Source organism: Pseudomonas sp. BMW13 (assembly GCF_013357275.1).
Classification (GTDB): domain Bacteria; phylum Pseudomonadota; class Gammaproteobacteria; order Pseudomonadales; family Pseudomonadaceae; genus Aquipseudomonas; species Aquipseudomonas khazarica.
The window spans coordinates 60,513-78,094 of record NZ_SUKD01000006.1; the positions used below are offsets into that span (position 1 = coordinate 60,513).

General features: G+C 67.1%; 17 protein-coding genes. 5 read left to right on the top strand and 12 right to left on the bottom strand.

Translation table 11 applies throughout. The features are described 5' to 3' along the window. Positions 1-110: 110 nt before the first annotated feature. Positions 111-308 carry a heavy-metal-associated domain-containing protein gene (locus tag E4487_RS06555; RefSeq protein WP_037046338.1) on the top strand — a complete coding sequence of 66 codons (198 nt, stop codon included), beginning with the start codon at positions 111-113 and terminating at the stop codon, positions 306-308. A gap of 16 nt (positions 309-324) precedes the next feature. Here the strand turns inward: E4487_RS06555 and E4487_RS06560 are convergent, their stop codons facing one another. Beyond that, complete coding sequence (locus E4487_RS06560) at positions 325-945, bottom strand: TetR family transcriptional regulator (RefSeq protein WP_037046340.1); 621 nt, start codon at positions 943-945, stop codon at positions 325-327. A 203-nt stretch (positions 946-1,148) separates the two neighbouring features. Here E4487_RS06560 and E4487_RS06565 point away from each other — a divergent pair, with 203 nt between their 5' ends. After that, entirely contained in the window at positions 1,149-2,318 is a 1,170-nt protein-coding gene (locus E4487_RS06565) for a multidrug effflux MFS transporter (protein ID WP_037046342.1), read from the top strand. Positions 2,319-2,330: 12 nt separating this feature from the next. Here the strand turns inward: E4487_RS06565 and E4487_RS06570 are convergent, their stop codons facing one another. The 3 genes from E4487_RS06570 to E4487_RS06580 all read right to left on the bottom strand — a co-directional run bounded on the left by E4487_RS06570 (position 2,331) and on the right by E4487_RS06580 (position 5,103). Further along, entirely contained in the window at positions 2,331-3,191 is an 861-nt protein-coding gene (locus tag E4487_RS06570) for a neutral zinc metallopeptidase (protein WP_047589766.1), read from the bottom strand. 19 nt (positions 3,192-3,210) lie between these two features. Further along, the gene (locus E4487_RS06575; RefSeq protein WP_037046345.1) at positions 3,211-3,651 is read right to left on the bottom strand and encodes a DUF411 domain-containing protein; all 441 of its coding nucleotides are present in this window, start codon (positions 3,649-3,651) and stop codon (positions 3,211-3,213) included. Between the two features lie 102 nt (positions 3,652-3,753). After that, a complete protein-coding gene (locus E4487_RS06580) occupies positions 3,754-5,103 on the bottom strand; it encodes a hypothetical protein (RefSeq protein WP_175252985.1) in 1,350 nt (449 codons plus the stop codon). Between the two features lie 330 nt (positions 5,104-5,433). On the opposite strand from E4487_RS06580, the gene E4487_RS06585 reads away from it, so the two are divergent. Next, positions 5,434-5,823: a DUF4345 domain-containing protein gene (locus tag E4487_RS06585; protein ID WP_037046350.1), complete on the top strand. Its 390-nt coding sequence runs from the start codon at positions 5,434-5,436 to the stop codon at positions 5,821-5,823. A 14-nt stretch (positions 5,824-5,837) separates the two neighbouring features. Here the strand turns inward: E4487_RS06585 and trmA are convergent, their stop codons facing one another. Then, positions 5,838-6,926 carry a tRNA (uridine(54)-C5)-methyltransferase TrmA gene (gene trmA, locus E4487_RS06590; RefSeq protein ID WP_175252986.1) on the bottom strand — a complete coding sequence of 363 codons (1,089 nt, stop codon included), beginning with the start codon at positions 6,924-6,926 and terminating at the stop codon, positions 5,838-5,840. Positions 6,927-7,170: 244 nt separating this feature from the next. After that, the gene (locus E4487_RS06595) at positions 7,171-8,463 is read right to left on the bottom strand and encodes an NCS2 family permease (RefSeq protein ID WP_037046356.1); all 1,293 of its coding nucleotides are present in this window, start codon (positions 8,461-8,463) and stop codon (positions 7,171-7,173) included. Between the two features lie 199 nt (positions 8,464-8,662). Between E4487_RS06595 and E4487_RS06600 the strand changes: the two genes are divergently transcribed. Next, a complete protein-coding gene (locus tag E4487_RS06600) occupies positions 8,663-9,214 on the top strand; it encodes a DJ-1 family glyoxalase III (protein WP_037046359.1) in 552 nt (183 codons plus the stop codon). Positions 9,215-9,263: 49 nt separating this feature from the next. Here E4487_RS06600 and ada read toward each other — a convergent pair whose 3' ends face one another. Next, on the bottom strand, positions 9,264-10,292 hold the full coding sequence (gene ada, locus E4487_RS06605) for a bifunctional DNA-binding transcriptional regulator/O6-methylguanine-DNA methyltransferase Ada (protein WP_150608126.1): 1,029 nt from the start codon (positions 10,290-10,292) through the stop codon (positions 9,264-9,266). A gap of 171 nt (positions 10,293-10,463) precedes the next feature. Between ada and E4487_RS06610 the strand changes: the two genes are divergently transcribed. Then, entirely contained in the window at positions 10,464-11,636 is a 1,173-nt protein-coding gene (locus E4487_RS06610) for an HD domain-containing phosphohydrolase (RefSeq protein ID WP_175252987.1), read from the top strand. Positions 11,637-11,642: 6 nt separating this feature from the next. Here the strand turns inward: E4487_RS06610 and E4487_RS06615 are convergent, their stop codons facing one another. The 5 genes from E4487_RS06615 to E4487_RS06635 form a co-directional block, all read right to left on the bottom strand. Continuing rightward, positions 11,643-12,614 carry a peptide ABC transporter ATP-binding protein gene (locus E4487_RS06615; protein ID WP_134676890.1) on the bottom strand — a complete coding sequence of 324 codons (972 nt, stop codon included), beginning with the start codon at positions 12,612-12,614 and terminating at the stop codon, positions 11,643-11,645. Further along, complete coding sequence (locus tag E4487_RS06620; protein WP_037046387.1) at positions 12,614-13,576, bottom strand: ABC transporter ATP-binding protein; 963 nt, start codon at positions 13,574-13,576, stop codon at positions 12,614-12,616. The genes E4487_RS06615 and E4487_RS06620 overlap by 1 nt, the downstream gene beginning before the upstream one ends. A gap of 213 nt (positions 13,577-13,789) precedes the next feature. Next, positions 13,790-14,692, bottom strand: coding sequence for an ABC transporter permease subunit (locus E4487_RS06625; protein WP_037046390.1), 903 nt, complete (start codon positions 14,690-14,692; stop codon positions 13,790-13,792). Between the two features lie 117 nt (positions 14,693-14,809). Next, positions 14,810-15,820 (bottom strand): ABC transporter permease subunit, encoded by a 1,011-nt coding sequence (locus E4487_RS06630; protein ID WP_037046393.1) that lies wholly within the window; start codon positions 15,818-15,820, stop codon positions 14,810-14,812. 124 nt (positions 15,821-15,944) lie between these two features. Next, a complete protein-coding gene (locus tag E4487_RS06635) occupies positions 15,945-17,543 on the bottom strand; it encodes an ABC transporter substrate-binding protein (RefSeq protein ID WP_175252988.1) in 1,599 nt (532 codons plus the stop codon). Positions 17,544-17,582 lie beyond the last annotated feature (39 nt).

Consider the following 17,582-nt stretch of genomic DNA (forward strand, 5'->3'; position numbering starts at 1 on the left):
ATGATCCCCATGTCGAAAGCCGGCGGAATGACTGGCGGCAAGTGCTTGACCTTGCCACCGTGGCAAGGTCGAGACTACACCCATCGACCATCGATTCAAGGAGTCAGCAGATGCAGCAGTTCAAGGTTAGCGGAATGTCCTGCGGTCACTGCGTCAGGACCGTCACCCAGGCGATCAAGGCGCTCGACCCGGCGGCGCAGGTGGATGTCGATCTCGCCGCCGGAGTGGTGCAGGTCGACAGTGACGTGCCGGCCGCGCAGCTGGAGGCGGCGATACGCGGCGAGGGCTACGAGGTGAGCGCGCCTTAGCCGGCCGCGAGTGGCGCTACGGCCACTGCCGCAGCAGGCCGCGGAAGCAGCTGTCGATCATCGCCGGCGTGTCGGTCTGCGCGTCGAACAGGTTGGGGTCGCGCAGCCAGTCGCTGAACAGCCCGACCAGCATGGCATGCAGGGCCCGTGACGCCAGGCGGGAGGTGATCCCGGGTTGCAGCAGTGGTTGTACCGACGGCAGGGCGAACTGCTGTTCGCAGAGGGCGATGAACTGGTTGACGAAGGCTTCGTGGCGTTCCTCGGCTTCACGCAGCTCCTCGGTGAACTCGCAGCGCCGCAGCAGCACGGTGAGGATGCGCCGGCGCTGGTCGTCGAGAACCAGGTTGGCCATGGCCTCGATGCACAGGTCGCGCAGCAGCTGCAGGGATACCAGCCCGTCCACTTCGGCCAGCTGCTGGGCCAGTGGCTCCAGTGGCAGGCGCACCTGGTTGAGCATCTCGTGGAACAGGTGGGCCTTGTTCTGGAAGTGCCAGTAGACGGCACCTCGGGTCACACCCGCGTGTCTGGCGACCTGCTCCAGGCTGGTGTGGGCGACTCCGCGCTCGAGGAACAGGTGTTCGGCTGCGGCCAGGATGGTATGGCGGGTTTTCTCCGCGTCTTCTTTTGTTCTGCGCATGGTGATCCGGCAGGTTGGTGCTGGGCTATGAGGGGGCGAAGTTTACCGGCTTTGCCATGACCTCTGCTGAGGGGTGATCGACGGGTATCAGCGCCAGTGTTTTAGGTCCTGCGTCGTGCACGACGATGGGGCCCCAGGGGGCTTTCACCGCGCCTGCGGTCGGTGAGATGATTAGCCGGCTAACAATAAAGCCCGGAATAGTCATGAACCTGAGAACACTCCTGATTCTCGGTGCCCTGTGTGCCTTCGGCCCTCTGGCCATCGATTTCTATCTGCCAAGTTTCCCGACTCTGGCTCAGCAGTTCGCCACCGATGTCGAACACATCCAGCTGTCGCTGGCGGCCTACTTCGTCGGTATCGCCATCGGCCAGCTGTTCTACGGGCCACTGGCCGACCGATTCGGGCGCCGGGTGCCGTTGCTGGTCGGTGTCGCGCTGTTCGCCTTGGGCTCGCTGGCCTGTGCGATCGCGCCGAGCCTGGAGTGGCTGATCGCCGCGCGCTTCGTGCAGGCCCTGGGCGGCTGCGCCGGCATGGTGATCACCCGTGCCGTGGTGCGTGACCTGTGCGACCCGCTGGCTTCGGCCAAGGTGTTTTCGCAACTGGTGCTGGTCATGGGGCTGGCGCCGATCCTGGCGCCGCTGGGAGGTGGCTTGCTGCTCAACACCCTGGGCTGGCCCTGGATCTTTCACAGCCTGGCGATCTTCGCGACCCTGTGCCTGCTGGCGGTGCTGCGCTGGTTGCCGGAGACGCGTCCGCAGGAGCTGCCGCCAGCGCCTCTGAGTGGCGCCTTCGGGCAATACCGGGCGCTGCTGGGCAATGCGCCGTTCATGGGTTACAGCCTGGCTGGCGGTGTGGCGATGGCAGGAATGTTCGCCTATATCGCCGGCTCCCCCTTCGTCTTCATCGAGCTGTACGGCGTGCCGGCCGAGCACTACGGCTGGCTGTTCGGCAGCAATGCGGCCGGCTTCGTGATCATGGCCCAGGTCAATGCGCGGCTGGTGCGGGCGGGTGGTCCGGCGGTGTGGTTGCGGCGCGTGGTGCTGGTGTACCTGAGCAGCGGCCTGTGCCTGCTGGCGCTGGCGTGGTGGCGACCGGAGCAGCTCTGGCCGCTGCTGGTGCCGCTGTTCATCTGCGTCGCCAGCCTGGGCTGTCTGCTGCCCAACGCCACGGCCTGCGCCATGGCCGGGCAGGGGCGGCATGCCGGCAGTGCCTCGGGGTTGCTGGGGAGCATGCAGTTCACCGTGGCCGCCAGCGCCTCGGCGCTGGTGGCCTTCCTGCATGATGGCTCGGCGGTGCCGATGGCACTGGTGATCGCCCTGTGTGGCGGGGCGGCCACTGCCTTCGCCTGGTGGAGTAGGCGCTTCGCGATCTGAGCCGCTTGGCTGTTACAGGCGTGTCGCCTTGAAGGTGTCGCAGCGGCTCGGCTGGCCGGTCTCGAAACCGGTGCTGAACCAGCGCACACGCTGCTGCGAGGTGCCATGGGTGAAGGCGTCGGGCACCACCTGGCCGCGCGCCTGCTTCTGCAGGCGGTCGTCGCCGATGGCGCTGGCGGCGTTCAGCGCCTCTTCCAGGTCACCCGCCTCTAGCCAGTCATGACGCCGCTGGGCATGGTGCGCCCAGACGCCGGCCAGGCAGTCGGCCTGCAGCTCCTGGCGCACCAGCAGGCCGCCATCGCCTTCGACGCGCTCACCGCGCTGGCGGGCGGCATTGACCTTGGCCGATACGCCCAGCAGGGTTTGCACGTGGTGGCCGACCTCATGGGCGATCACGTAGGCCTGGGCGAAGTCGCCGGCGGCGGAGAAGCGCTGCTCCATCTCGCGGAAGAAGGCCATGTCCAGGTACACGCGCTTGTCGCCTGGGCAATAGAAGGGGCCGACCGCCGAGCTGGCGAAGCCGCAGGCCGAGTTCACCCCGCCCGAGAACAGCACCAGTTGCGGGTCGCGGTACTGCTGCCCGGCCTGCTGGAACAGCTCGCGCCAGGTGTCCTCGGTATCACCGAGAATGGCGCGAACGAACTCGCTCTGTTCATCCCCGGCGGGTGGTGCCGTCTGGGACTGGGGTGCCTGTGGCTGCGTGGCCTGGCCGGCTATCTGGCCGAGGATCTGCAGCGGGTCCTGCCCCATCAGCAGCCCGACGATAACGATGACCGCCACGCCGCCAAGGCTCAAGCCGCCGCCGACGCGCCTGCCGGAGCGGCCGCGTGCATCCACCACGTTGTCACTGCGTCTGCCTTTCTGCCAGCGCATGTCGCTGCTCCCTCGTTGGTTATCGCTGCGGAGCGGGGTAGTCGCTCAGCACCTGGTCCTGACGGTCACGGTCCAGGCCGATGACCTGGTAGGCGTCGACGCGGTCGCCGTACTCCATGCCGGGCGAGCCCACGGGCATGCCCGGTACGGCGGCGCCGACAAGGTCGGCGCGTTCGCGCAGTTTGAGAATGTCGGCGGCCGGCACGTGGCCTTCGACGAACTTGCCGTCGATCACGCCGGTATGACAGGAGGCCAGGCGCGCTGGCACGCCGAGGCGTCGCTTGACCGCGCTCATGTCCTGCTCGACGTGGTCGTTGACGGTGAAACCGTTGTCCTGCAAATGGCTGATCCAGGCGGTGCAGCAGCCGCAGCTGGCGTCGCGGTGGACATCGATGGTCAGCGGCTCGCTGGCGTGGGCCAGGTTGCCGATGAGGAAGAGGGCAAGCAGGGAAAGGCGCATGTTGGCAGCTCCTGTGGGCGTGGGGTAGAGGATACCGCCGCGCCCGAGGATGACCAAGATGCGTGACGCGGCGCCGCAGTTGCTCCGGCGCCGCTGCACGGGTCACTCCAGTTCCATCAGGCCGGGATCGCGCTGTACCGGCTTGATCTGCTCAGGCTTGACCTCCTTCTTGAGCATCAGCTTCAACTGGCTGGCCTTCTGGCAGGCGTTGTGCCCATCGACGAAGACACCGCCCTGGTTGCACTTCCAGTCATAGAAGTTGGCCAGGCCTCCCGCCAGTTGCAGGCTGTAGTCGCTGCTCTTGGTGCCGGGGCTGAACGGCTGGCCGGCGGGAATGTTCTGGAACCAGCGCATCCATTGCGGCGAACCGACCGCCGGAGGGTTGGCCTGGAAGGTGGGGTTCATGATGGCCAGTTGCGGGTACTCCCCGGTCATGTGGCAGCTCATGCAGGAACTGACCGGGTTATCCACCGGGCCGTTGAGGCGGCCATTCCAGCCCAGGTGCGTCGGCGGCAACTGCGCCTTGTTGGCGTTGATCGCGGTCTGCTTGAGGTTGGGGTTGATGCGCGTCTGGCTCGGTTGCGGGTTGCTGAAGTCGTTGCCCGTGTCCTGCGGGTCGTTGCCCCACATGATGCCCACCGGGACCAGGTTGTCCCAGCCGGCCTTGCCGGTGACTGCGCCGTTGTACTGGAAGGTACCGAAGATCCAGCCGGTTTCGTTGATGCGGGTGTCGCGCACGGCGATGTCCATCTGGATCAGGGCGACGTCCTTCACCTCGCGGTCGGCGGAGTCGAACCGTGTGGTGATATAGCCCTTCCACAGCACCGGGTTCTGCAGGAAGGGCACCTGGCTGCGGTCGACATCGGCGAACAGCGCCTTGCACACCACGGTGCCGTTGGCGAAGCTGTTGGGCTTGGAGGTGAAGTCCGGGTTGGGGTTCTGCGGGTCTTTCCACACCTGGCCGATGGTGTAGGCGCCGATGTCGTTGTAGATGCCCACCGCGTAGGTCTGCCCGGTGCTGGTCTGGCTCGCGGCGAGTTGCTTGGCCTGGATCTGCGCCTCCTTGGTCAGGCCGTGGATGCCCTCACGACCCAGCGGACCGTAGTGCTGCCAGGGCATGTGGTACCACTGGCGCAGCGTGTTCTTCTGCACGTTCCAGTCGTTCTCCACGTTGCCTTCCAGGCAGTAGTCCTTGACCGCGTCCATGTACTCGCGCCAGGTCTCGAAGTCGTTGCTCGGCTTGCCGGGTAGCAGCTTGAAGAAGGCCGGCAGGGCCGACGCGGGAGGTGCGGCGTCGGGATAGGACTGGCTGAGCTGGAACAGCGGCCCGCTGTATTCCTTGCTCGGTGGCTGGTAGCCGAAGTCGGGAAAGGTGCCGGCCTGGGCTACCGGGGCGAGCAGTGGGGTGGCCAGTGCCAGGGTGAAGATCAGGGTTCCTTGTGCGTTGCGCATGGATCATCTCCTTATGTGGCCACGCCTGCCTGGCGAGCGGTTCGCGCAGTGAGTGCAGGGTGGCCGTTATCTAGGCTGCGGCGCATCATCCGGTGCGTCGGTTCACGGTGTCGCGGGGCTCCTGAGCGGGGGCGTGGAGAGGTACTCAGGCACGAGTTCGGCATGGCGCCGACGGGCGGGACGACTAGGACGGCGGGCAGGCATGTCGACCTCCATGTCGAGTACGGTGAGGGCACTACTACAGGTGATAGTTGTAGATCATCCTGACGGAAGTGCCATGATCTGGTGCGGCGTCGCCCTGCGCGCCGGTACTCGAACGAGGAATTTCCGATGCTGTTCGCGCGAATCGTCCTGCTGATCCAGATTGCCGCCCTCGTCCTGCTGGGGCTGGCCTACTTCATCCGCCCCGAGGAAATGGCCAGCTTCAGCGGTGCGCTGCTGATGAGCGCCGCGGCGGTGACCGAGGTCCGGGCGTTCTACGGTGGCCTGCAGCTTGGCCTGGCGGCCTTTCTGGCGATGGCGCTGTTGCGCCTCGACCTGCTGCGTCCGGCGCTGACCCTGCTGGTGCTGCTCTACAGCGCCCTGGCCGTGGCGCGCATCGGCGGCCTGTGGCTCGACGGTGGCGCGCAGCAGACCTTCAATCTCTACGCGCTGCTGCTCGAACTGGTCTCGGCCGGGCTGGCCTGGTGGGCGCTGCGGGGGATTCAGCGCGGGAACTGAGCCGTTCAGGCGACTCAGCGGCGCTCCAGCAGCACGCCCGCTTCCATGTGATGGGTATAGGGGAACTGGTCGAACAGCGCGCAACGCGTGACTTTGTGCGTGTCGTGCAGCTGGGCGATGTTGGCGGCCAGGGTCTGCGGGTTGCAGGAGATGTAGAGGATGCGCTCGAAGCGTCGGGTCAGCTCGCAGGTGTCCGGGTCCATGCCGGCGCGTGGCGGGTCGACGAAGACGCTGCCGAAGTCGTAGCTCTTCAGGTCGATGCCCGCCAGGCGGCGGAACGGGCGCACCTCGTTGAGGGCCTGGGTCAGTTCCTCGGCGGACAGACGCACCAGCTCGACGTTGTCCACGCCGTTGTCGGCCAGGTTGGCCAGGGCGGCATTCACCGAGGCCTTGCTGATCTCGGTGGCCAGTACCTTGCGCACGCGGGTGGCCAGCGGCAGGGTGAAGTTGCCGTTGCCGCAGTACAGCTCGAGCAGGTCATCCTGACGCTCGCCGAGCGCATCGTAGGCCCAGCCGAGCATCTTCTCGCAGACCCGGCCATTGGGCTGGGTGAAGGCACCCTCCGGCTGGCGGTAGTGGAAGCTGCGCCCGGCCACGTCGAGCTCCTCGGCCACGTAGTCGCGGCCGATCACCAGGCGCTGGCCACGCGAGCGACCGACCAGGCTGACGTTGAGCGCGCTGGCCAGTTTTTCCGCCTCGGCCTGCCAGGCGTCGTCCAGCGGACGGTGATAGGCCAGGGTGATCAGGGCGTCGCCGGCCAGGGTGGTGAGGAACTCCACCTGGAACAGTTTGAACGACAGCACCTCGCTGGCCTGCCAGGCCGCGCGCAGGCGTGGCATCAGCTCGTTCACGCGCAGGCTGGCGATGGGGAAGTCGTCGAGCAGGATCGGCGTGTGCTTGTCGCCCGGGGCGAACATCGCATAGTGGCGCTGGCCGTCTTCACGCCACAGGCGAAATTCGGCGCGCAGGCGGTAGTGCTCGCGTGGCGAGTCGAATACCTGCGGTTCGGGGGCGGCGAAGGGCGCCAGCAGTTCGACCAGGCGTGCCTTCTTCTCGGCGAGTTGGGCGTCGTAGGTGGCGGGGTCGAATGCGGGGCGGCTCATCGGTCACTCGTGCAGGCAGGAAAACGGGGCGCCATTGTAGCGGAGGCGGTGGCCGCGTGCCTTGGGTTACTCGTCGGCGCTGCACTGTGGGTGGGCACAAGTGAGTGATTGGTGGACGTGAAAAGCGATGTCCACTCTAGGTGGTGGCCGGCGGGGGCGTAGGGTGGATGACGCTCTTTTCATCCACCGTTGCTTCGGCTAGCGGGTATGGGGGGCTGCAATGGCATGCCCAGCCAAGGGCCGATCAGGCGAAGTAGGCCAGCTTGACGATGAACAGCGCCGAGAGCACCCACATCGCGGCGTTCAGCTCGCGGGCACGGCCGGACAGCAGCTTGATGCCGGTCCAGGCGATGAAACCGAAGGCGATGCCGTTGGCGATGGAGAAGGTCAGCGGCATGGCCAGGGCGGCGATCACCACCGGGGCGGCGACGGTCAGGTCGTCCCAGTCGATCTGCGCCAGGCTGCTCATCATCAGCACGGCGACGAACAGCAGCGCCGGTGCGGTGGCATAGGCCGGTACGGAGCCGGCCAGCGGGGCGAAGAACAGGCTGAGGAGGAACAGCGCAGCGACCACGCAGGCGGTCAGGCCGGTACGCCCACCGGCGCTGATGCCCGCGGCGGATTCGATGTAGCTGGTAGTGGTGCTGGTACCCAGTGCGGCACCGGCCATGGTCGCGGTGCTGTCGGCCAGCAGGGCACGGCCCAGGCGCGGCATCTTGCCGTCCTTGTCCAGCAGGTCGGCTTTCTGCGCCACGCCCACCAGGGTGCCGGAGGTGTCGAACAGGTCGACGAAGAGGAAGGCGAAGATCACGCTGACCAGGCCGATGTCCAGGGCGCCGGCGATATCCAGTTGCAGCAGGGTCGGCATCAGCGACGGCGGCATCGAGACCACCCCCGGCAGCTCGGACAGGCCGAGGATGATCGACAGTGCGGTGACCAGCAGAATGCCGATCATCACGGCGCCGGTGACCTTGCGGTAGGCCAGCGCGGCGATGACGAAGAAGCCCAGGCAGGCCAGCAGCGCGCCGCCGTTGCTCATGTCGCCCAGGCCGACCAGGGTGGCCGGGTGATCGACCACGATGCCGGCGTTCTTCAGGGCGATGATTGCCAGGAACAGGCCGATACCGGCGGCGATGCCGGCGCGCAGGGCCAGCGGGATGCTGTTGATGATCCATTCGCGAATCTTGAAGATCGACAGCAGGAAGAAGATCGCGCCGGAGAGGAACACCGCGCCCAGGGCGGTCTGCCAGCTGTAGCCCATGGTCATCACCACGGTGTAGGTGAAGAAGGCGTTGAGACCCATGCCCGGGGCCAGGGCGATCGGGTAGTTGGCCAGCAGGCCCATTACCAGCGAGCCGATGGCGGCGGCCAGGCAGGTGGCGACGAACACCGCGCCGTGGTCCATGCCGGTCGCGGCCAGCATGTTGGGGTTGACGAAGAGGATGTAGGCCATGGTCAGGAAGGTGGTGATCCCGGCCAGAACCTCGGTGCGCACCGTGGTGTTGTGGGCTTTGAGTTGGAACAGTCTTTCCAGCATGGTGGCTCCCCAAGGCGCGAGCGCGCCGAAATTGGTCTGCAGAAAGCAAAGCACATTCGTCCGAACCGGCCGGAAAATTGCCCGTTCCCGCAAAAGCCGCGCATCATACCAGCAAGGTTTTGCCTGGTGAATTTGTGCGCTGTGCGGCCATTTCATGACCAGGCGGACAGTTTCATTTCGCACCTGAAGGAGTGGATAGATGAGCAAGCGTGCACTGATCACCGTCGCCGATGGCGTCGAGGATCTCGAATGCGTGACCCTGATCGATGTGCTGCGCCGTGCCGACGTCGAGGTGCTGGTGGCAAGTGTCGAGGAGCGGCGGATGATCACCTGTTCCCGTGGCACGCGCCTGACCGCCGACGCCATGCTGGTGGATGTGCTGGCGCAGGACTTCGACCTGATCGTGCTGCCCGGTGGCATGCCCGGTGCGCAGCGCCTGGCCGACTTCGAGCCGCTGGCCGAGCGTGTGCGCAAGCAGGCCAGGGCCGGTGAGCTGTTCGCTGCCATCTGTGCGGCGCCCGCCCTGGCGTTGCAGGGCTACGGGGTGCTCAGGCAGCGGCGGATGACCTGCTACCCGGCCTTCAGCGATCGCCTGAGCGGCTGCAGCTTCGTCGATGAAGCGGTGGTGGTCGACGGCAACTGCATCACCAGCCAGGGGCCGGGAACGGCACTGGCCTTCGCCCTGACCCTGGTCGAGCAACTGGTCGGGCGCGGCAAGCGCAACGAGGTGGCGGCGGCGATGCTGGTCTAACGTTCGCGATGCTGTTGCAGGACGGGCGTCGCGGGTGGCAGCGGCGAACTCATGGTTCGCCATGCTCGCTCGCCAGCAACTGGCGCTTGCGCTGCAGCCCCCAGCGGTAGCCGCTGAGGCTGCCGTCGCTGGCCACCACACGGTGGCAGGGCAGCAGCAGGCCGATGGCGTTGCTGGCGCAGGCCCGTGCCACCGCGCGCGGATGGCTGCGCAACTGCCCGGCCAGCTCGGCGTAGCTGCGGGTTTCGCCGCTGGGAATCTGTTGCAGGGCCTGCCAGACGCGCTGCTGGAAGGCCGTGCCGCGAATGTCCAGCGGCAGGTGGGCGGCGCGTTCCGGCTCCTGCAGTTGCCCGAGTACCTGCTGCAGCCAGTCGTGCAGGGCGCCCTCATCCTGCTCCAGCCGGGCTGCGGCGAAGCGCTGCTGCAGTTCGGCGAGCAGCGTCGCCGGATCGTCGCCGAACAGCAGGGCGCAGACGCCCTTGTCGCTGCTCGCCAGCAGCACGTGGCCGAGGGCACAGGGGGCGATGCCGTAGCGCAGGTGTTCGCCGGCGCCCCCTGAACGCCGTCGGCCCGGACTCATGGCCTGCGGCTTCTCATACAGGGCACGGGTGCCGGAGTAGCCCGCCGCCAGCGCGGCATCGAGGACGCTGTGCGATTGCGCGAGGTGCGCGTCCAGGCGCTGTCGTCGTTCGGCATCGGCCCAGGCGTGGGGCGTCATGCCGGTACGCGCCTTGAACGCACGCGCCAGGTGCGAGGGCGACAAGCCGATGCGTGCGGCCAGCTGGGGCAGCGTCAGGCGTTGCTCGCCGCGCAGCAACTGGCAGGCGGCCGCGACCAGCGCGTCGAGCTGCTGTGCCGGGCTCTGGCCTTGCGGCGAGCAGCGCTTGCACGGGCGAAAGCCGGCGGCTTCGGCGCTGCCCGGGTCCGCATGGAAGCTGACGTTGTCGCGGCGTGGGCGCCTGGCCGGGCAGCTTGGCCGGCAATAGATGCCGGTGCTGCGCACGGCGAACACGAAGCGTCCGTCGAGCGTCGCGTCGCGCTCGCAGACGGCCTGCCAGCAACTCTCCGGATTCAACATGTGGCCTGCCCAGGTGATGACGGTCTGAATGACGATTGTCGGCCGGCTCCGCCGCGCTGCCAATCCGTATTGCACTTTCAAAGCCTAACGGCGGTCAGTTGTGGAACACCTGGGCGCAGATGCCGTTCTGCGCCTTTACTGTTCGGTAGACAGGTAGCCGTGGAGGTCGCCATGCGCGGGATGCTCGACAGGCCGGAACAGGAGCTGATTCTGGTCGCGGACGACTCACAGGAGGTGCGCGAGCGCATCGGCGCACTGCTGGTCGAGCGCTACCAGGTGCGCCTGGTCGCCGCTGACCAGGCACTGGCTGCCGCCTGCGAGGCGCCGCAGCCGGACCTGATACTGCTCGGCTGGCAGGATGACTATGCGCTCTGCCGCCAGTTCAAGCGTGAGGCGCAGACCCGGCATATCCCGCTGATTCTGGTGACCGCCAAGCGCGATGCCGTCGACGAGCAGATGGGCTTCGACCTTGGCGCCGCCGACTACATCACCAAGCCGGTCAGCCCGCCCATCGTCCTGGCTCGGGTCAAGGCGCAGCTGCAGCTCAAGGCGGCCACCGACTACCTGCGCGACAAGAGCGAGTACCTCGAACTCGAGGTCAAGCGGCGCACCCGCGATATCCAGAAACTGCAGGACGTGACCATCGAGGCGATGGCCAGCGTTGCCGTCATGCGTGACAACCCGTGCAGCCGTCACCTGGCGCGCATCGAGCGCTACATGACCTGCCTGGCTGCGGCGGTGGCACGGCAACAGCCCGCGCTTTCCGCTCAGCTGGACGAGGAGCGCATCGCCCAGCTGGGCAAGTCCGCCATGCTCCACGTGATCGACCGGATGACCCTGCCGGACCGTATCCTGTTCCGCCATGGCGAACCGGACGAGGGCGACCTGCGCCTGCTCAGCGAAGGTGTGCTGGCCGGGCGGGACGCCTTGCTGCGTGCCGAGCGCAAGCTGGGTAGCAGCACCAGTTTTCTCTCCGATGCCAAGGACATCGTCCATGGCCAGCACGAGCGCTGGGATGGCAAGGGTTACCCGCAGGGCGTGCATGGTGAGCAGATTCCCCTGTCCGCACGCCTGATGGCGCTGGTCGGCCACTTCGAGGAGCTGACCTGCCAGCACCCGTACCGGCCGCGGCTCAGCCCCGCTCAGGCGGTGGCGCAGATCAGCGAGGCCAGCGGTACGCGCTTCGATCCCATGGTGGTACTGGCCCTCGTCGAGGCGACGCCGGCATTCATGCGCATCGCCGAGTCGCTGGCCGACGACGCGGCGGCTGTGGAGGTCGAGTTGCAGCGCCTGGAGGACTCCCTGGCGGAGAGCATCGAGCTGACCCTGCCGCCAGTGGGCTGAAGACGCTCAGCCGGCTATTCGCTCGACGTGATGGCAGGCGACCTGGCGCGTGTCGATCAGGCGCAGCTCCGGGCGCTCGCCGCGGCAGCGCTCGTCGGCATGCGGGCAGCGCTTGTGGAAGGCGCAGCCGGACGGCGGATCGAGCGGATTGGGCAGCTCGCCGCTGATCTTCACCCGGGGCTTGTCCGGATCGGGATGGATCGCGGGCGTCGCCGACAGCAGCGCCCGTGTGTACGGATGCAGGGGGCGGTCGTAGAGGGCCGCCGCCGGGCCCATTTCCACCGGGCGCCCGAGGTACATCACCAGCACGTCGTCGGCCACATGGCGCACCACCGCGAGGTTGTGCGAGATGAACACGTAGCCGGTGGCGAACTGCTCCTGCAGGTCCATGAACAGATTGAGCACCTGGGCCTGGATCGACACGTCCAGCGCCGAGGTCGGCTCGTCCGCCACCAGGACCTTGGGTTGCAGCATCATGGCGCGGGCCAGGGCGATGCGCTGGCGCTGGCCGCCGGAGAACATGTGCGGGTAGCGCTGGTAGTGCTCGGGGCGCAGGCCCACCTGCTGCATCATCGCCTGTACGCGCTCGCGGCGCTCGCCGCGATCCAGGCCGGTATTGATCAGCAGCGGCTCGGCCAGCTGGTCGCCGATCTTCTGCCGGGGGTTGAGCGAGGCGTAGGGGTTCTGGAACACCATCTGCACGTCGCGGCGCAGTTGCTTGCGCAGGTCGTTGCTGGCCCCGGCCACTTCGCGGCCGGCGATCTGCAGGCTGCCCGAGCTGGGCTCCTCGATCAGGGTGAGGGCGCGGGCCAGGGTGGATTTGCCGCAGCCGGATTCACCGACCACCGCCAGCGTCTTGCCGGCCTGCAGGCTGAACGACACGCCGTTGAGTGCCCTGACCAGCGCGGTGGGTTTGAACAGGCCGCGCGAGACGTTGTAATGACGGGTCAGGTCCTGGGCTTCGAGTACGCAACTCATCAGGCCACCTCCAGGGGAAAGAAGCAGCGCGCGGCGCCACTGGCGTGTTCATCGAGTGCGGGCCGCTGCTGGCGGCAGCGCTCCTGCACGTAGGGGCAGCGCGGGGACAGCAGGCAGCCCTGCGGCCGGTCGTAGCGTCCGGGCACGATGCCGGGCAGGGTCGCCAGGCGCTCGGCGCCTGCGCTGTGCTCGGGAATGGCCTTGAGCAGTGCCTCGGTGTAGGGGTGGCTGGGGGCATCGAACAGCGCCGGCACCTGGCCCAGTTCAACCGCCTGCCCGGCGTACATCACGCAGACGCGCTGGGCCGTCTCGGCCACCACGGCAAGATCGTGGGTGATCAGCACCAGGGCCATGCCCTGATCGCGTTGCAGGTCCAGCAGCAGTTCCATGATCTGCGCCTGGATGGTGACGTCCAGCGCCGTGGTCGGCTCGTCGGCGATCAGCAACTTGGGCTCGGCGGCGATGGCCATGGCGATCGCCACGCGTTGGCTCATGCCACCGGAAAGCTGGTGTGGATAGGCGTCCAGGCGGCTGGCGGCAGCGGGAATCTCGACGCGTTCGAGCAGTTGCAGCGCGCGCGCCCGCGCGGCCTTGCCCTTGAGCCCGAGATGCTGGCGCAGCACTTCCTCGATCTGGAAGCCTACGGTGTAGCTGGGGTTGAGGGCGGTCATCGGGTCCTGGAAGACCATGGCCAGGTCCTTGCCGACGATGTGCCGGCGCTGACGCCCTTTCAGGCGCAGCATGTCGGTGCCATCGAACTGCATGCAGTCGGCGCCGACGATGCCGGGGGCGTCGATCAGGCCCATCAGTGCCATCATGGTCACCGACTTGCCGGAGCCGGACTCACCGACGATGGCCAGCACTTCACCCTTTTCCACGGACAGGTCGAGGCCGTCGACCACCGGCACGGCATCGGCGCTGCCGAAGCGTACGGAAAGATTGCGGATATCCAGCAGGCTCATGGGCGTGCCTCCGTGCGCAGGGTGGACGATGCTGCACCCGTCCAGCGTCGTAGATTCGTGGTGGATGAACAGCGCGTCATCCCCCCTGCGTCGCTGACATCCAGGGCGTGCTGCCTCGCCTGCTGGCGGGGGAGGGTTGGGCAGAGCCCTCGCCCGTGAACGGGAGAGGGGAGGAGGCCGATTCGGGCTGGGGTATGGCTCATGTCGGGCTCCTCACTGCGCATTCTTGAGTTTCGGGTCGAGCGCGTCGCGCAGACCGTCGCCCATCAGGTTGATCGCCAGCACGCTGAGCAGGATGGCCAGACCCGGCAGGCTGACCACCCACCAGGCGCGTTCGATGTAGTCGCGCGCCGAGGCCAGCATGGTGCCCCACTCGGGAGTGGGCGGTTGCACGCCGAGGCCGAGAAAGCCCAGCGCGGCGGCGTCGAGAATCGCCGAGGAGAAGCTCAGGGTGGCCTGCACGATCAGCGGTGCCATGCAGTTGGGCAGCACGGTGACGAACATCAGGCGAGGCAGGCCGGCGCCGGCCAGCTGGGCGGCGGTGACGTAGTCACGGTTCAGCTCGCCCATCACCGCGGCGCGGGTCAGGCGCACGTAGGACGGCAGCGAAACGATGGCGATGGCGAAGATGGTGTTGATCAGCCCGGGGCCGAGGATGGCGACGATGGCCACCGCCAGCAGCAGCGACGGCAGGGCCAGCATGATGTCCATCAGGCGCATGATGCTGGGGCCGAGCAGGCGCGGGAAGAAGCCCGCGGCCAGGCCCAGGAGGATGCCGGGGATCAGCGACAGCACCACCGACGCCAGGCCGATCAGCAGCGACAGGCGTGCGCCATGGATCAGGCGGGACAGCAGGTCGCGGCCCAGCTCGTCGGTGCCGAGGAGGAACTGCCATTGGCCGCCTTCCAGCCACACCGGCGGGGTGAGCAGAAAGTCGCGGTACTGCTCGCTGGGGTCGTGTGGGGCGATCCAGGGGGCGAACAGGGCGCAGAACACCATCAGCAGCATGAACGCCAGGCCGCCCAGGGCGCCCTTGTTATGGCTGAAGGCCTGCCAGAATTCCTTCAGCGGCGAAGGGTAGAGCAGGCTCTGGTCGAGCGTGGTGGCGGTCGTCATGGGCGCACCTCGCGTGGGCTGGATGCTGCAGCGGCGGTCCGCCATTGGTTTTTCACGCTGGATGAAGCGGGGGTCATCCAACCTGCGTAATCGTCATGTTCGTGCATGGCGCCTTCCTTACTGCTGATGGCGGATGCGTGGATTGGCCAGGCCATAGAGGACATCCACGATGAAGTTGACCAGGATCACCAGGCAGGCGATCAGCAGAATGCCGTTCTGCACCACCGGGTAGTCGCGGGCGCCGATGGCTTCGATCAGCCATTTGCCGATGCCCGGCCAGGAGAAGATGGTTTCGGTGAGCACGGCGCCGGCCAGCAGGGTGCCGATCTGCAGGCCGAACACGGTCAGCACCGGGATCAGCGCATTGCGCAGACCGTGGACGAACACCACCCGTGCCGGAGAGAGGCCCTTGGCCCGCGCGGTACGGATGTAGTCCTCGCGCAGCACTTCGAGCATGGCCGAGCGGGTCATGCGGGCGATCACCGCCAGCGGGATGGTGCCGAGCACGATGGCGGGCAGGATCAGGTGGTGCAGGGCATCGAGGAAGGCACCTTGTTCATCGGAGAGCAGGGTGTCGATCAGCATGAAGCCGGTGACCGGCGGAATGTCGTAGAGCAGGTCGATGCGTCCGGACACGGGGGTCCAGCCCAGGCCGACGGAGAAGAACATGATCAGCAGCAGGCCCCACCAGAAGATCGGCATGGAATAGCCGGTCAGCGAGATGCCCATCACTCCGTGGTCGAACAGCGAGCCGCGTTTCAGCGCGGCGACCACCCCCGCGACGAGGCCCAGCGTACCGGCGAACAGCAGCGCCGCCAGTGCCAGTTCGACCGTGGCGGGGAACAGGGTGAGGAACTCGCGCCAGACGCTTTCGCGCGAGCGCAGCGATTCCCCCAGGTTGCCCTGGGCGAGCTGGCCGATGTAGTCGAGGTACTGGGCATACAGCGGCTTGTTCAGCCCCAGGCGCTCCATGGCCTGGGCGTGCATTTCCGGGTCGACGCGGCGTTCGCCCATCATCACTTCCACCGGGTCGCCGGGGATCAGGCGGATCAATGCGAAGGTCAGCAGGGTGACGCCGAAGAAGGTGGGGATCAGCAGCCCCAGGCGTCTGGCGATGAATGAAAACATCAGGCGGTTCTACTCCATGGCTGGAAGCGGGCGGCGGACTGCGTGGTCCGCCGCTGTTCTGGGATGTGCGTGGCCCGGAGGCCTTCCGGGGGTATCGCGGGTTGGCGGGCTGTGCGGCGAGGGGTCATGGCAGCTTCACCCGGGCAAAGTTGTTCGAGCCCATGGGGCTGAGCACGAAACCTTCGACCCCCTTGCGCAGCGCGGCGAACTGCTTCGGGTGGGCCAGGGCGATCCATGGCGCCTGCTCGTGGAAGATCGCCAGGGCCTGGCGGTACAGCGCCGCACGTTTTTGTTGCTGCGGCTCGCGGCGGGCCTGGGTGATCAGCGTGTCGAAGGCCTCGTTGCACCAGCCGGCCTGGTTCTCGCCGCTTTCGGCGGCTGCGCAGGACAGGTTGGGCGTGAGGAAGTTGTCCGGGTCGCCGTTGTCGCCGGCCCAGCCCATGAACACCAGATCGTGCTCGCCATTCTTGGCGCGCTTGATCAGCTCGCCCCACTCGAACACGCGAATGTCGCTGGCGATGCCCAGCCTGGCCAGATCGGCCTGCAGCATCTGCGCGCCGATACCGGGGTTGGGATTGGTCGGGCCGCCGCCGGGGCGCGTCCAGATCGACAGCTTGAAGCCGCTCTTGCGCCCGGTTTCGCCCAGCAGCTGGCGGGCGCGCTCGACGTCGTGCGGCCAGTCCTGCAACTTTTCATCGTAGCCCCACAGTGTCGCCGGGTAGGGGGCGACGGCAGGGCTCGCATTGCCTTCGCCATACTGCGCGCGAATGTAGGCGGCCTTGTCGAACGCCAGGTTCAGCGCCTGGCGCACGCGCACGTCATCCAGCGGCGGGTGGCGGGTGTTGATGCCGATATAGGCGGTGAGCAGCGAGTCCAGTTCCAGCACCTGCAGTCGTGCATCGGCCTTGAGCGCGGGGATGTCCACCGGACGCGGATACAGGGCGATCTGGCAGTCGCCGGCCTTGAGCCGTTGCTGGCGGACGTTGGGCTCGGTGGTGATGGCCAGCAGCAGGCGCTCAATGGCAGGGGCACCATCCCAGTAGTCGGGGTTGGCACGAAAGCGCACTTGGGCATCCTTGGCATAGCGTTCGAAGATGAACGGGCCGGTGCCGATGGGCTGGCTGTTGAGGCGCTCGGGTGCATGCTCGGCGAGCAGCTGGTGGGCGTACTCGGCCGAATAGATGGAGGCGAAGCCCATGGCCAGGTTGGCCAGGAACGGCGCCTCCGGGTGCCTGAGCACGAAGCGCACGCGATAGTCGTCGAGCTTTTCCACACGCTCGATCAGTTGCCGCAGGCCCATGGCTTCGGCATAGGGAAAGCCGCGCAGCGACAGCTTGTGCCAGGGGTGATCCGGGTCGAGCTGGCGCTGGAAGCTCCACAACACATCGTCGGCGTTGAAGGGGCGAGTCGGGGTGAACGCCGGGTTGCTGTGGAATTTCACCCCCTGGCGCAGGTTGAAGGTGTAGCTCAGACCGTCGTCGCTGATGCTCCAGCTCTGCGCCAGCGCGGGAATGATCTCGGTGCTGCCGGGAGCGAAGGCCACCAGGCGCTCGAACAGGGTCTCTGCGCTGGCGTCGGCGGTGGTCGCCGCGGTGTACTGGACGATATCGAAACCTTCCGGGCTCGCTTCGGTGCACACCACCAGGCTGTCAGCCGCCTGGACGTGTGCGCCCAGCAGGGCGGCCAACAGCAGGCCGCCACGTAGCAAGGACGTGGATGACATGAATAACTCCTTGAACGGCGCCCTTGCGGGCGCCGCATG

Bases quoted from the DNA above. Each gene is read 5' to 3' on its own strand.
- E4487_RS06555 (WP_037046338.1), top strand. From the start codon at position 111: ATGCAGCAGTTCAAGGTTAGCGGAATGTCCTGCGGTCACTGCGTCAGG.
- E4487_RS06620 (WP_037046387.1), bottom strand. From the start codon at position 13,576: ATGAGCCTGCTGGATATCCGCAATCTTTCCGTACGCTTCGGCAGCGCC.
- E4487_RS06630 (WP_037046393.1), bottom strand. From the start codon at position 15,820: ATGTTTTCATTCATCGCCAGACGCCTGGGGCTGCTGATCCCCACCTTC.
- E4487_RS06595 (WP_037046356.1), bottom strand. From the start codon at position 8,463: ATGCTGGAAAGACTGTTCCAACTCAAAGCCCACAACACCACGGTGCGC.
- E4487_RS06610 (WP_175252987.1), top strand. From the start codon at position 10,464: ATGCGCGGGATGCTCGACAGGCCGGAACAGGAGCTGATTCTGGTCGCG.
- E4487_RS06575 (WP_037046345.1), bottom strand. From the start codon at position 3,651: ATGCGCCTTTCCCTGCTTGCCCTCTTCCTCATCGGCAACCTGGCCCAC.
- E4487_RS06585 (WP_037046350.1), top strand. From the start codon at position 5,434: ATGCTGTTCGCGCGAATCGTCCTGCTGATCCAGATTGCCGCCCTCGTC.
- E4487_RS06635 (WP_175252988.1), bottom strand. From the start codon at position 17,543: ATGTCATCCACGTCCTTGCTACGTGGCGGCCTGCTGTTGGCCGCCCTG.
- E4487_RS06615 (WP_134676890.1), bottom strand. From the start codon at position 12,614: ATGAGTTGCGTACTCGAAGCCCAGGACCTGACCCGTCATTACAACGTC.
- ada (WP_150608126.1), bottom strand. From the start codon at position 10,292: ATGTTGAATCCGGAGAGTTGCTGGCAGGCCGTCTGCGAGCGCGACGCG.
- E4487_RS06580 (WP_175252985.1), bottom strand. From the start codon at position 5,103: ATGCGCAACGCACAAGGAACCCTGATCTTCACCCTGGCACTGGCCACC.
- trmA (WP_175252986.1), bottom strand. From the start codon at position 6,926: ATGAGCCGCCCCGCATTCGACCCCGCCACCTACGACGCCCAACTCGCC.
- E4487_RS06560 (WP_037046340.1), bottom strand. From the start codon at position 945: ATGCGCAGAACAAAAGAAGACGCGGAGAAAACCCGCCATACCATCCTG.
- E4487_RS06565 (WP_037046342.1), top strand. From the start codon at position 1,149: ATGAACCTGAGAACACTCCTGATTCTCGGTGCCCTGTGTGCCTTCGGC.
- E4487_RS06570 (WP_047589766.1), bottom strand. From the start codon at position 3,191: ATGCGCTGGCAGAAAGGCAGACGCAGTGACAACGTGGTGGATGCACGC.
- E4487_RS06600 (WP_037046359.1), top strand. From the start codon at position 8,663: ATGAGCAAGCGTGCACTGATCACCGTCGCCGATGGCGTCGAGGATCTC.
- E4487_RS06625 (WP_037046390.1), bottom strand. From the start codon at position 14,692: ATGACGACCGCCACCACGCTCGACCAGAGCCTGCTCTACCCTTCGCCG.